Source organism: Cupriavidus sp. P-10 (assembly GCF_003402535.2).
Lineage (GTDB): Bacteria > Pseudomonadota > Gammaproteobacteria > Burkholderiales > Burkholderiaceae > Cupriavidus.
In genome coordinates this window covers 1,533,612-1,546,180 of record NZ_AP025172.1, presented here as the reverse complement: position 1 = coordinate 1,546,180, position 12,569 = coordinate 1,533,612, and the positions used below count along the sequence as shown (strand labels likewise).

The 12,569-nt window shown below is 60.3% G+C and carries 11 protein-coding genes; 9 read left to right on the top strand and 2 right to left on the bottom strand.

Annotated features, from left to right (window positions below):
- Positions 1-60: 60 nt before the first annotated feature.
- From CTP10_RS37135 to CTP10_RS37115, 5 genes are all read left to right on the top strand, one after another.
- Positions 61-906 (top strand): RNA polymerase sigma factor, encoded by an 846-nt coding sequence (locus CTP10_RS37135; RefSeq protein ID WP_334223331.1) that lies wholly within the window; start codon positions 61-63, stop codon positions 904-906.
- 365 nt (positions 907-1,271) lie between these two features.
- Positions 1,272-1,772 carry a ribonuclease E activity regulator RraA gene (rraA, locus tag CTP10_RS37130; RefSeq protein ID WP_116318299.1) on the top strand — a complete coding sequence of 167 codons (501 nt, stop codon included), beginning with the start codon at positions 1,272-1,274 and terminating at the stop codon, positions 1,770-1,772.
- 370 nt (positions 1,773-2,142) lie between these two features.
- Positions 2,143-3,120: a Bug family tripartite tricarboxylate transporter substrate binding protein gene (locus CTP10_RS37125; protein WP_116318298.1), complete on the top strand. Its 978-nt coding sequence runs from the start codon at positions 2,143-2,145 to the stop codon at positions 3,118-3,120.
- A gap of 18 nt (positions 3,121-3,138) precedes the next feature.
- Entirely contained in the window at positions 3,139-3,939 is an 801-nt protein-coding gene (locus tag CTP10_RS37120) for an enoyl-CoA hydratase/isomerase family protein (RefSeq protein WP_116318297.1), read from the top strand.
- Positions 3,940-4,031: 92 nt separating this feature from the next.
- Entirely contained in the window at positions 4,032-5,225 is a 1,194-nt protein-coding gene (locus CTP10_RS37115) for a CaiB/BaiF CoA transferase family protein (RefSeq protein WP_233527994.1), read from the top strand.
- Here CTP10_RS37115 and CTP10_RS37110 read toward each other — a convergent pair.
- Together CTP10_RS37110 and CTP10_RS37105 are read right to left on the bottom strand one after the other, a co-directional pair.
- Entirely contained in the window at positions 5,206-6,126 is a 921-nt protein-coding gene (locus tag CTP10_RS37110) for a LysR substrate-binding domain-containing protein (protein WP_116318295.1), read from the bottom strand. The genes CTP10_RS37115 and CTP10_RS37110 overlap by 20 nt on opposite strands.
- Before the next feature lie 106 nt (positions 6,127-6,232).
- Positions 6,233-6,964, bottom strand: a complete 732-nt coding sequence (locus CTP10_RS37105; RefSeq protein ID WP_116318294.1) for a GntR family transcriptional regulator — start codon at positions 6,962-6,964, stop codon at positions 6,233-6,235.
- Positions 6,965-7,315: 351 nt separating this feature from the next.
- On the opposite strand from CTP10_RS37105, the gene CTP10_RS37100 reads away from it, so the two are divergent.
- From CTP10_RS37100 to CTP10_RS37085, 4 genes are all read left to right on the top strand, one after another.
- Positions 7,316-8,632 (top strand): NAD(P)/FAD-dependent oxidoreductase, encoded by a 1,317-nt coding sequence (locus tag CTP10_RS37100; RefSeq protein ID WP_116318293.1) that lies wholly within the window; start codon positions 7,316-7,318, stop codon positions 8,630-8,632.
- A gap of 137 nt (positions 8,633-8,769) precedes the next feature.
- A complete protein-coding gene (locus CTP10_RS37095; RefSeq protein WP_116318292.1) occupies positions 8,770-10,098 on the top strand; it encodes an MFS transporter in 1,329 nt (442 codons plus the stop codon).
- A gap of 43 nt (positions 10,099-10,141) precedes the next feature.
- Complete coding sequence (locus CTP10_RS37090; RefSeq protein WP_116318291.1) at positions 10,142-11,050, top strand: dihydrodipicolinate synthase family protein; 909 nt, start codon at positions 10,142-10,144, stop codon at positions 11,048-11,050.
- Complete coding sequence (locus CTP10_RS37085) at positions 11,050-12,543, top strand: aldehyde dehydrogenase (RefSeq protein ID WP_116318290.1); 1,494 nt, start codon at positions 11,050-11,052, stop codon at positions 12,541-12,543. Before CTP10_RS37090 ends, CTP10_RS37085 begins: the two co-directional genes overlap by 1 nt.
- The last annotated feature ends 26 nt before the right edge of the window (positions 12,544-12,569 follow it).

Here is a 12,569-nt window from a genome sequence, read left to right as displayed (position 1 = left end):
CCGCACCGGGCGAGCGTGTCGAAAGGCAGGCAGCGGACTATTGTCAAAGACAGGGTGGCCTTGCCTGTCACCTTTGCGCGGCTCCATGCGTCTAATGGACGCGGAACGTATGCGAAGCGGACAGGGAAGCGGCGCAATAGCCACGACAAGAAGGAACGGGAAGGGAGGAGGAACCCCACGATGCCAAATGACCGGATCGACCTGCGTCCCCCGCCGCTAATGGCCGATCCCCGGCCCGATGCCGACCTGGTGGCAAGTGCGCGGGCGGGAAGCGCCGACGCGTTCGCGGTCATCATGCGCCTCAACAATCGCCTTCTGTTCCGTGCGGCGCGCGGCGTGGTGGCGGACGACGCCGAAGCCCAGGACATCGTCCAGGAGACCTACCTGCGGGCATTCACCAGCCTGGACACGTTTCGGGGCGACGCCGCTTTGAGCACCTGGCTGGTGCGCATCGCCATCAACACGGCGTTGAGCGCTCAGCGCACCAGGGGGCGTTTCGTGCCGATGAAACAGAGTGAAGAAGAAGGCGCGGATTCCTGGCAGGAGACACTGATGGCAATGGGCAGCGCAGACAGCGAACGACCCGACGCGATGGCAGAACGCGGCCAGATGCGCGACATCCTGCAAGCCGCGATCGAGCGGCTGCCAGCGATGTACCGCAGTGTATTCATGCTGCGCGCGGTCGAGGACATGAGCGTCGACGAAGCGGCATTCTGCCTTGGCGTGAGCGGCGACGTGGTGAAGACCCGCTTCCTGCGCGCGCGCATGATGCTGCGCGCCATCCTTGCCGAGCAGGCGGCGCCCTACCTGCACGGGACCTTCCAGTTCGCAGGGTCTCGCTGCGATGCCGTGGTCAGCCACGTGCTTGGGCAACTCGACGTGCGCGGACTGCTCACGCCGCATTGACGACGGACCTCGGTCGTCGAATGGCTCGACGCGGGCAAACTAACGCTGTCAGTCTTCAAAACGCAGAGGCGAGCCTCGCAGTATAGATATCGGAGCGCACACTATTCCGAATGCGCACGTCGCGCGCATACTGAAGCTGCATTTGCGTCTGCTCGTTCTGAAGTCGGTCATGATCCGGCACTTTTCTTGTGCCCCATAAAGCGGCCGCGGCTGGGTGTGATTTCCACGGTTATCGAGGCGCTTCGCACACCACCTGGGGACGATATGCCAGAGTGAGATAGCCGATCCGTCGATTTAGCACTCTTCGATCGACCAGAGGGGGCACTACACTCCGTCGCATAGCCTTCGACAAGCCCTACCCAACCATGAAGCAAGTCAGCTCATCATTCACAAGCGACATGGCGGACCAGTATCCGGACCTCGTATGCGGCTTCGAGAGTCCCTTCTCAAGCTATGGAGGGAGGGCCGGATTCTACGGAAGAATCGAAACCCTCCAGTGCTTCGAGGATGCCAAGCTGCTTCGGTCTCGCCTCGCGGAGCCGGGCCACGGCAAGGTGCTCGTGGTTGACGCGGGCGGCTCTCGCAGGGTTGCGGTCCTGGGCGACAAGATGGCCCAACTGGGACTGAACAATGGATGGACCGGCGTCATAGTCAATGGCGCGATCCGGGATTGTGAAGCACTCGCGGGTATGGATTTCGGTGTCCTGGCAATGGGCGCCGTCCCGATCCGGGGGGGCTTTCAGGGCGGCGGACAGTGCAACATCGCCCTCACTATTGCCGGAATCGTTTTCACGCCGGGCTTCTACGCCTATTGCGACGCCGACGGCATTCTCCTGTCGAAGACTGAAATCGACCCAGGCTTCTAGTTCCAGGACGTAACCGGTCTGAACCGATCGCCTTCAGACCGAGGTCTGGCACGCGTTCCAGCCACGCGCACCAAGCGGCGCCCCGCTCAGCTGCTCATTCCCCCCCGAAGGCCCGACCTTTCCCGGCATTTGCTACCTGCATACGGGCGTGCGTTCGCCTCGGGTGGGCGAGGCTGTGATCGGGACGCTGAATCAATCCCTGGACGCTCGTCTGCTGAATTCGACGAAGCGTGGCGGGCCAGGACCGCCCTGATCTGAAGCCATGAGTTTTCGAGATACCGGCAGCTTGAATCGCTAATTGTGGAAAACGTGCGGCATTCATAGAGTAGTCACTCATCGGGCCGTTAGAGCCAGATAGTCAGGAGACAACATGCACCGTACTCGATTCTGCCGGAGCCTCGCCTCCACGATCACCAGCATCCTGCTGGCGACAACTATGCATGGGGCACGTGCGGATGCGCATGACACGCCAATGAAGCTGGTGGTGATCGTTGCACCGGGGGGTAGTGGGGATGCCGTTGCCAGGTTGGTGGCGGCAAAGCTGACCGGACAATTGGGACGGCCAGTGATCGTAGAGAACAAGCCTGGAGCGGGAGGGAATCTCGCAACGCAAACCATTGCGCGCTCTGCTCCTGACGGTGCGTCGCTGCTGGTTTCGTCGAACAATCATACGATAAACCCGACCCTCTATGCGGATGCCGGCTACAAGATCGATGATCTGAAGCCGGTGGCCATCCTCATGCGCGGGCCCTCCGTGATCGTAGTCCCAGCGAACTCTCCCTACACTTCGCTGCAAGCGCTCATTGACGCCGCAAAGGCTCGCCCGGACACGATAGCGTACGGCAGCGCAGGCATTGGAACGCCAAGCCATATCGCAGGCGAGCTGTTTGCGCGTGCGGCGGGAATCAGGCTCGTTCACGCGCCTTACCGAGGATCCGGGCCTTCATTGAGCGATGTCGCCGGAGGCCAGATTCCGGTCGCGGTCGCCACGCTGGTTGCAGCCAGACCCCTCATCAAGGCGGGCAAGGTCAGAGCGCTCGCGGTGACATCAAAGCACCGTTGGCCAGGCGCGGAAAGCATTCCGGCTGCATCGGAGACAGGGATGCCGGAGTACGAGCATCTGACCTGGCTGGCACTGTTTGCCCCCAAGGGCACGTCACCCGAGGTGGTCAACCGTCTCAACAAGGCAACCAGTGAGGCCCTCGCCGACAGGGAAGTCAAGCGCAAGATTACGGAGCTCGGCGGGGAGGTTGATCCCATCGAAACGACAGCCGTGAAAGCCTTCATCGATGCGGACTACGCCGTATCGACTCAACTTGTTCGCAGTGCAGGACTGCGGGCAAACTAAACCAGGAAGGGGATAGTGATGTCGAATGCTAGTGCCATGGCCGTTGAGGCGAACGTTGAGTCGACTGGTAGCCTGCCGTCGTTGGAGATTCTCGGGCCCAGGGCGGAGATTTGCTTTCGCCGCCCGGACGTCCACAACCGAGTCCAGCCGGAAGACATTGTCGAGTTGAATCGACACTTTGACCGCATCGAAGCGGATCCGGCGGTACGAGTTGTGGTGTTCTCCGGCTCCGAAAAGGCCTTCAGCTCAGGGTTTCATCTCGGCGTGCTGCGTGGCTCCGGCGATGGAGCGCGACAGTTCGAGGCACTCACGGATCGACTGGAGAGCCTTCGCCCGATCACTATCGCAAAGGTGAATGGGCCCGTCTACGGCGGAGCTACAGACCTCGTTATGTCCTGCGATTTCCGCTATGGCAGGATTGGCGTCCAGATGTTCATGCCAGCAGCCAAGCTGGGACTTCACTACTATCCGCATGGCCTTCGTCGTTGGGTAAGCCGACTCGGGCTCGGCGCTGCCAAGAAGCTATTTCTGACCTCGAGCACCATCAGCCATGCCGAAATGCTGGCAATCGGCTACCTCGACGAGGTACATGAAAGTGCCCGGCTGGATCACGCGGTGAACACACTCGTCGACAAGATTCTCGCCCAGGCTCCTACGGTATCTGCGCGTATGAAGCAGGTACTCAATGCAGTGGCGCGCCAGGAGTATGACGACGAGTTTGCCCGCGGAGGCTTTGAGCTAAGCCTCGGGAGCCAGGATCTGCGCGAGGGGCTTGCTTCCTGGGCCGAGAAGCGCATTCCCAACTTCAAGGGTGCATGATGGATCAACTTCACTTGACAGCGCAGCGTCCACTCGAGGGCGTTCGGGTTCTCGAGTTATCCCAGATTATGGCTGGCCCAATCTGCGGCCTGATGCTGGCCGATCTGGGTGCGGAAGTCATCAAGATCGAAAAGATCTCGGGTGGCGATGACGCTCGGGCCTTCAATAACTCCGGCACGCCCAACGAAATGCCGGCGTCCTTTCAGATGATCAACCGCGGCAAGAAATCCGTCGCGATCGACATCCGTACCGAAGAGGGGCGGATGCTCTTGCTCAGGCTGGTGAAGGACGCCGACATCCTGACGGAAAATTTCCGCCCTGGCACGCTTCAACGTCTTGGTTTGGGGCCGGATGTCTTGCGCAAGGAAAATCCACGGCTTATCTGTGTATCGGTGAGCGGGTACGGGCCCAAAGGACCCATGGCGGATCATGGAGGGTTCGACCTCGTGCTGCAGGCGTTTTCTGGCCTGATCAGTGTCACGGGGGAGGCGGATCGGCCGCCAGTTAAGCCAGGCGTGCCCATCGCGGACATCAATGCCGGCGTCATGGCGGCCCTCGGCGCGCTCGCTGCGTATGTTCACCGACTAAGGACAGGGGAGGGTCAATGGGTTCAGACGTCGCTCCTGCAGGTATCCGTGCAACAACTGTATTGGTACGCTGCCCTGTTTTTCTCGGCGGGGAAACTACCGGAGCGATTGGGCACGGCGCATCCGATCATTGCTCCCTACCAAACCTATCGGTGCGCCGATGGCGACCTGGCCATAGGCGGAGGCAACGACACGAACTGGAGGAAGATTTGCAAGGTTCTGGAGAGGCCGGAATGGGAAAATGACGTCCGCTTTGCGACGCCGAAGTCCCGCCTGGAGAATCGGGCCGCATTGGAGAGCGCGCTCAACAGCGTCCTTGCCATGCGTACCCGTGCGGCGTGGGAGCATGCATTCATAGTCGCTGGTGTTCCGGTTGGCCCCGTGCAGACGGTCGACGAAGCTTTGAACCATGCACAAACACGAGCGGTTGGCATGGTGATTGACGTCGATAACGCCAATGGCGGTACCGCACAGGCGATTGGCCTGCCGCTGCATTTCAATGGGGAGAATAAACCTGCGCGCACCGCCGCGCCGTTCCTTGGCGAACACACCAGGGAGTTGCTGAGCACAATCGGAGTAGGGCCAGAAGACTATACATCCCTATGCTCCGCAGGCGTGTGCCTGGGCTATGAGGGCTCTTCGGCGCTGCCAGATCAGGCGAGCGGCGGCGCTGAGGCATTTACGGTGCAAATCGCCTGACCCCGGGCCAGTCGCCACGCGCAACGAGGTTATCTATTACCTCGACTACCAGGTCGCGGATGGCAAGTTGCAGCGGTTCCTGAGGTACGTCCACTGCTCTGCAGAGGGCGAGCTTTCGGCACAGGGGAGGATCGATATGAATTGCCGGTGTGCATTCGATGTCGGTTGGCAACAGGGCCGACAGCGGGAGCACCGTGCCTCCCACTCCGGCCCTCACCAGTCTCAGCAATGTCTGTGGATTGGAACCCTCGGCGACAATATTCGGGCGGATGCCTGCGGCACGGCAAGCGTCCTCCACGATTGTCCTGACATTATTCGGTAGCGCTGGCATGACCATCGGGTGATCCTGGATGAGTGTGAGGGCCTGTGCCTCGCTCGGATCCTCCACTGGGATACCAACCAGGTAGAAGTCCTCGATCAAAAGCGGAATCGCCTCAATGCCTCGAGCCAGGTCCTCCATGAAGAGGAGTGCCTGGTCCAGGCGATGGTTAACCAAAAGCTCAGCCAGGTACGAGCTTGGGTATTCAAATATGCAGGGGGTGACAGCCGGGTATAGCGCCTTGACGCGCTTGATGAACTCGACCGAAATCGCTTGCGCGACACTTGCGGGCAGGCCAATGGTCACGGTGCCTCGCAGTCCGGTGGCGCTTTGCGGCGCCTTCTCTTTCATTTGACTGATCTGCTGCAGCACTGCGCGCGCGCGCCGGCAGAATTCTATTCCGGCTTCGGTGGGGAGCACCCCGCGAGAACTACGGCTCAAGAGTTGTGTGTCAAGTTCGTCCTCCAGTCTTGCGATCTGGAGACTCAATGCCGACTGCGAGATATGAACTGCGTCTGCGGCTTTGGACAAGCTTCCCAACTCTACGACGGCGACGAAATAGCGCAATTGCCTGAGTTCCATTCTCGCTCACGATTGTGTTTCGCCGAATATAGCTTGTGTTCGTGAAGGGGCGCCACTTTCATGTGCCAGTTGGAACCATCGGAATTTGCCGCGCACTACTTCTGAGCTAGGCCGTCAACGGTACGTCCATGGCGGGCGGTGCGACATATTCAGTCATTCGTCGGCGCGACAAATCCATATGAGCCCGCACGATTTCCCCCGCAGCGCCGGCATCATGTCGCTCGATGGCGCTGATGATTTCGTCATGCTGGTCCGCCGCCTTGTTCATCTCCGGGTGCAGGTCTGCCGAAGTTGGATGCCGGTAGAAGAGCTTTCCCAGCCGGGCGTGGTCTATCAGAACGCGGCGCAGGCTGGGCATCAGATAGGGGTTGTGCGCCATTTTCCCGATCTGCAGGTGAAACTGGTCGTTGAATAAGACGCGATTGTCGACATCGTTGTTCTCGATCGCTTCACGGAACTTGGCCTGGATAGCTTTCAGCTCATCGATTTCCTTGGCCGTGGCATTTGAGGCCGCAAGCTGCGTTGTCGCAACGTATATCAGCGGTGCAGCGAGAAAGAAATTCCGCAGCGACTGATGGTTCATCGAGGACACGCGAGCAGCCCGATTGGCTTCTAGTTCGATGTATCCCTCGGCCGCCATCTGCCTCATGAGTTCGCGTACCGGCGGCCTGGATAGCCCGAATTCTTCGCTTAGTGCCAGTTCGTCCACAACGGCGCCGGGAGCCAGCTCCATGCTGACAATGCGTCGCCGCAGCGTTTCGCTCAGAAGCGTCTTACGGTCAACAGAGCCATCCGCCGTTTGCGGGTCGGCTTCTGCGCGTTCTCGGGTCTTGGGCATTCGCGGTCCAATGTCTATCAATCGTAGACAGTATATTAAAAATTCAGGGATCGTTCCGTGGGGGCCCAACTCCTGGCTCACGTTCGAAGCGACTACTCATACGCCGCTTTTGCCTCCCAAGCCGCGGCGACGGCTGCGCTTGCGCCCGTTCCTGTCCATCTGCCTCCCCACGTATTCCCCAGCAATCCGTCTATTTAGTAGCTAATGCAGCACTATTTGACGCGAGATAACGCGCGTAAACCCGGATAGGAGCTAGCCTATCGTTGAACTATTCTCTGTCTACAAATGATAGACACATCGCCGACAGGATGTCTTACGAGCATCGAGGCGATCCGAGCGAGACGATAGACCATGCGAGTTACAGCCCTTCCAGCCGACGATTCGACCTGCGGCTGGTTTCATTTGAGCCCTCCGCGCAAGCCCATGCCGTCCCATACCGGGACGACCAAGGCACGATGGGTGGTGGTCGGCGCAGGGTTCACGGGACTCGCGTCGGCCCGGCAACTGGCCCTCAACTTCCCGCACGACGAAATCGTGCTGGTGGAAGCGCAAGAAGTCGGGTATGGCGCGTCCGGACGAAACGCAGGATTTGCGATTGACCTGCCCCACGACATCGGGGCTGATGACTACATCGGCGATATCGCAACTGCGCAGAAGTGCCTGAGCCTCAATCTGACTGGGCAGAAGATCCTGAAGTCGCTGGTTGAGGAATTCCAGATCGATTGCCATCTCCGGCCGTCCGGCAAGTACCAGGCAGCGGTCGAAGACAGGGGTATCGCGGTATTGGACGCGTATCGCCGGGGCCTGGACAAGCTGGGTCAGCCCTACGAAATGATCGAGGGCGCAGGCTTGCCCGACCACATCGGGATCTCGTTCTACAAGAAAGCCTTGTTCACGCCGGGAACGGCGCTCGTCCAGCCGTCAGCGCTGGTTAAAGGACTGGCGAACTGCCTGCCTCCGAATGTCAGCCTGTACGAACACACGCCCATCACGGACGTGGAGTACGGCGACAAGATCGTTCTGTCCCATGCGAATGGCCGCATCATCGCTGACACCCTGGTGCTCGCAAACAATGCTTTTGGCCAGCGCTTCGGCTTCCTGCAGGGCACGATGCTGCCCATCTTTACCTACGCCAGCCTCACCCGTCCGCTGACGACGGCCGAGCAGGAGCGCCTGGGGGGGAAGGAATTCTGGGGGCTGATTCCTGCCGATCCGTTCGGCACGACGCTGCGCCGCACCCACGACAACCGCATCCTGGTCCGCAACAGCTTCAGCTTCAATCGCGACGGGCGCAGCAAACAGGAGTATCTGGACCGGTTTGTCCAATGCCATCGGACTTCATTTGAACGGCGCTTTCCGATGCTGCCGGATGTCGCATTCGAGTACACGTGGGGCGGTTCGCTGGCGATGTCGCGCAATCACATGGGCCACTTTGGCCAGCTAGCCCCGAATGTCTATGGCGCGCTCTGCTGCAACGGTCTGGGGGTCACCCGCGGAACCGTAACGGGCAAGCTGCTGGCTGACCATCTGGCCGGGAAGCGAGACCCGCTGATCGACTTCCTGCTTGCCTCACCGAAACCTAACAAGAACCCTCCCGAGCCGCTCCTGTCCCTGGGGGTGAACGCCAATCTTTGGCTCGGCCAGCATCGAGCGGGGAGGGAGGTCTAGCACCAGGCTTGCCAGGACCAGGCCTGAAATCAAGCCGCATAGCAGTCGGTTCACGGAAACCGGATAACCAGTTATTTCATTGACGAGACTCGGAATCGCGCGCAACGCGATTTCCGGGCACTAGCAGGAGACAAAGCGTGGCGAATCATCAGTCGGTCGAGGACGTTCCTCTCAATGCTTTTCATCAGTTGCTCTGCGTGCGCTCAGGCGGTGGCTGGGTCCTGGATGGCTACGTGCTGAGCATCATTGGTGTCGCCATGGTGCCGCTGGCTGCCGCCCTGGAGCTGACAAGCTTCTGGCAGGGCATGATTGCGGCGTCGGCGCTCATCGGCATCTTCTTCGGTGGCTTTCTCGGCGGGCTTCTGACCGGTCGCCTTGGACGCCAGAAGCTGTATTTCTTCGGGCCGGCAATTTTCGTCCTGTGCTCGCTGGCGCAGTTCTGGGCGAGTTCCGGCATCGAGCTTTTCGCGCTCCGGTTCCTGATTGGGATTGGCGTCGGATTCGAATATCCCGTCGCCGGCTCCCTGCTGGTGGAGTTCATGCCGAAGAAGTATCGGGGTCCTCGGCTGGCCATGCTGACTATCCTGTGGTTCGCAGGGGCGGCATTGGCTTACGTTGTCGGTAATGCGCTTCTCGATACCGGTCGCACCGACGCCTGGCGTCTGGTGCTCGCCAGTCCGGCGGTCATTGGGGTAGTGCTGCTCCTGCTGCGTCTCGGTACACCCGAGTCGCCGCGCTGGCTCATCAGCAAGGGCCGGACCGCGGAGGCCGAACGGGTCATCAAGAAGGTCTATGGGCCGGCGTTCTCGCTGAAGAACCTTCCCGAGCAGCCCGCCGAGACGAAAGTATCTCTTCTCAGTCTGCTGCATTCCGGATACGGCAAACGCATGCTCTTCGTTTCAGTTTTCTGGAGCTGCTCCGTGATTCCGGTGTTTGCGGTGTATGCATTCGCACCGACGGTGCTGGCAGCACTGAATCTCAAAGGTGCATGGGCTTCCTACGGATCTGTCGCCATCACCATGCTCTTCGTTGTCGGCTGCTATATCGCTACGAAGCTAATCAACGTCATCGGCCGGCGCAGCATGCTGATCCACAGCTTCCTGTGGTCGGGTCTGGCACTGCTGGGGCTCGGCGCTTTCTCCGATGGCACGGAAATGCTCGTGCTGGTCCTGTTCGGTGCCTACGCCGTCATCATTGGTGGAGCGCAGGTGCTGCAACTGGTCTATCCCAACGAACTCTTCCCCACTGAAATCCGTTCTGCCGCCGTAGGTTTGGGGGCATCGCTGTCCCGGATCGGCGCCGCCATCGGGACCTGGTTGGTACCCATCGCGCTGCAGAGCTACGGCATCGGCTTCACGATGTACGCCGCTGCAGGCGTCACGCTGGTTGGCTTGCTCGTGTCCGTGGCACTTGCTCCCGAGACCCGCTCGCTGAGTCTTCAGGAAGCGGCATCTCTGAGCCGCTAGTCCGAACATCCCATCACACTATTTCCCGTTTTACGGAGCAACCATGAAATTTCAAGGCATTTACACCCCGGCTATCGCGCCGCTGACTTCGGAAGGCAATATCGACCATACAGCCTACGCGGAAGTGCTGGAATCGCTGATCGAGGCAGGCGTGCACGGCATCATCGTCGCCGGCTCGACTGGCGAGTACTATGCGCACACGACGGAAGAGCGCCTGGCACTCGCCGCGCACGCCAAAGAGGTCATCGGTTCGCGGGCCCAACTTATCGTCGGGACCGGTGCTGTGCGTACGGAAGAGTCGATTCAATACGCCACCGCAGCCAGGGCCATCAAGGCCGACGCCATTCTCGTTGGCTCGCCGCCCTATGCGCTGCCTACCGAAGCGGAGAATGCCGCCCACGCACTCGCTATCGACAAAGCCGCGGGTTTGCCCATCATGCTCTACAACTACCCCGGGAGAATGGGCGTGTCGATGGGGCGCGAGTACTTCCGTACCGTTACGTCGGCGTCGAAGAACTTTGTGGCCATCAAGGAAAGCTCCGGCCAGGCGTCGCAACTGCACATGCTCGCCACCGAGTTCCATGACATCGGCATTTCGTGCGGCTGGGACGACCAGGCTCTGGAGTTCTTTGCCTGGGGCGCGCAAAGCTGGGTTTGCGCAGGGTCGAACTTCATCCCTCGCGAACATATCGCGCTGTACGAAGCATGCGTGATTGAAAAGAACTTCGACAAGGGGCGCCGCATCATGTCTGCCCTGATGCCGTTGATGGACTTCCTGGAAGGTGGAAAGTTTGTGCAGTCTATCAAGCATGGCTGCGCGCTGGCAGGCCTGCGCCCGGGCGGGGTGAGGGCGCCGCTGCAGGACCTCGATGACGCCGAGAAGCGCCGGCTGCAGGCAATCGTCGTCGAACTCAAGCGGCAAGTCGCCGCGATCGTCGGGGAGAAGGTCTGATGGCACAACTTCTCACTGCTGCCGAATACGCCGCGCTGGCCGGAAAGTTGAAACTGCCGACGCAGGCATTTGTCGACGGAGCCTTTGTCCGTTCGGTGTCTGGCAAAACGTTCCAGACCACCAATCCGGCAACCGGAGAAGTCCTCACGGAAATCTCCGCCTGCGATGCGCGCGACGTCGATATCGCCGTGGCGAAGGCCAAGGCCGCGTTCGAGGATGGCCGCTGGCATCGTCGCTCGCCAGGCGAGCGCAAGAGCGTGCTGCTCCGGTTCGCCGACCTGCTCGAGGCGCACGCGCACGAACTGGCGGTCATGGAAAGCCTGGACAGCGGCAAGCCGATCCGGGAGTGCCAGAACACCGACGTCCCGGAGACCATCCATACCATCCGGTGGCATGCCGAACTCATCGACAAGATCTATGACAGCACCGCGCCTGTCGGCTCGAATGCGCTATCACTGGTCGTGCGCGAACCTATTGGCGTGGTCGGTCTCGTTCTGCCGTGGAATTTTCCGCTGCTGATGCTCGCCTGGAAGATTGGTCCGTCCCTGGCGGCCGGATGCTCCGTTGTTGTCAAACCGGCCAAGGAAACCACGTTGACGGCCCTTCGGGTGGCAGAGCTTGCCCATGAAGCCGGCGTCCCGGCCGGGGTCTTTAACGTCCTGCCAGGCGGTGGCAAGGAAGTAGGCGAGCCGCTGGGCATGCACATGGACGTCTCCATGGTCAGCTTTACGGGTTCGACGGCCACCGGGCGGCTCTTCCTCAAGTACGCCGCGGAATCGAACCTGAAGCGCATTGTCCTCGAATGCGGGGGGAAGAATCCCGCGGTCGTGATGAAGGACATCGAGGACATCGATGCCGTGGCACAGCATGTCGTCAACGGTGCGTTCTGGAACATGGGCGAAAACTGCTCGGCTTCCTCGCGTCTGATCGTTCATGCCGATATCAAGGACGAACTGTTGACCCGAATTGGCGTTCATATGCGCGAATGGAAGATGGGCAACCCGATCGATCCGGAATTCCGCGTTGGTTCGCTGGTAAGTGAAGCGCACTTCGAGAAGGTTCGCTCCTACATCGAACAGGCTGCAGACGAAAAACTGTCCGTAGCATTTGGCGGAAGTACGCAAGCAGGTAACTTCGTCGAGCCGACGGTGGTGGACGGCGTGGGCAAGGATAGTCGCCTGTTCAGGGAGGAAATCTTCGGGCCGATCCTGTCCGTGACGACGTTTGACAGCACTGAAGAAGCCATTGCGCTGGCGAATGATTCGGTCTATGGCCTGGCTGCCTCGGTCTACACGAGCAACCTGAACAGTGCCATTCGACTGTCGCGGGAAATCCGCGCCGGCGTTGTAACGGTAAACTGTTTTGGGGAAGGCGATATCACCACGCCTTTTGGCGGCTACAAGGAGTCGGGATTCGGCGGGCGGGACAAGTCGATTTGGGCTCATGACCAGTACACCGAGATGAAAACCATCTGGATCGACGTGCCGGCATAGCAGGTAGCGGCCGTCGGGGGAGGGCG

What these genes read in the sequence shown, in the direction of transcription:
- rraA (WP_116318299.1), top strand. Translation starts at nt 1,272, where the DNA reads ATGAAGCAAGTCAGCTCATCATTCACAAGCGACATGGCGGACCAGTAT.
- CTP10_RS37125 (WP_116318298.1), top strand. Translation starts at nt 2,143, where the DNA reads ATGCACCGTACTCGATTCTGCCGGAGCCTCGCCTCCACGATCACCAGC.
- CTP10_RS37120 (WP_116318297.1), top strand. Translation starts at nt 3,139, where the DNA reads ATGTCGAATGCTAGTGCCATGGCCGTTGAGGCGAACGTTGAGTCGACT.
- CTP10_RS37115 (WP_233527994.1), top strand. Translation starts at nt 4,032, where the DNA reads ATGCTGGCCGATCTGGGTGCGGAAGTCATCAAGATCGAAAAGATCTCG.
- CTP10_RS37110 (WP_116318295.1), bottom strand. Translation starts at nt 6,126, where the DNA reads ATGGAACTCAGGCAATTGCGCTATTTCGTCGCCGTCGTAGAGTTGGGA.
- CTP10_RS37105 (WP_116318294.1), bottom strand. Translation starts at nt 6,964, where the DNA reads ATGCCCAAGACCCGAGAACGCGCAGAAGCCGACCCGCAAACGGCGGAT.
- CTP10_RS37100 (WP_116318293.1), top strand. Translation starts at nt 7,316, where the DNA reads ATGCGAGTTACAGCCCTTCCAGCCGACGATTCGACCTGCGGCTGGTTT.
- CTP10_RS37090 (WP_116318291.1), top strand. Translation starts at nt 10,142, where the DNA reads ATGAAATTTCAAGGCATTTACACCCCGGCTATCGCGCCGCTGACTTCG.
- CTP10_RS37085 (WP_116318290.1), top strand. Translation starts at nt 11,050, where the DNA reads ATGGCACAACTTCTCACTGCTGCCGAATACGCCGCGCTGGCCGGAAAG.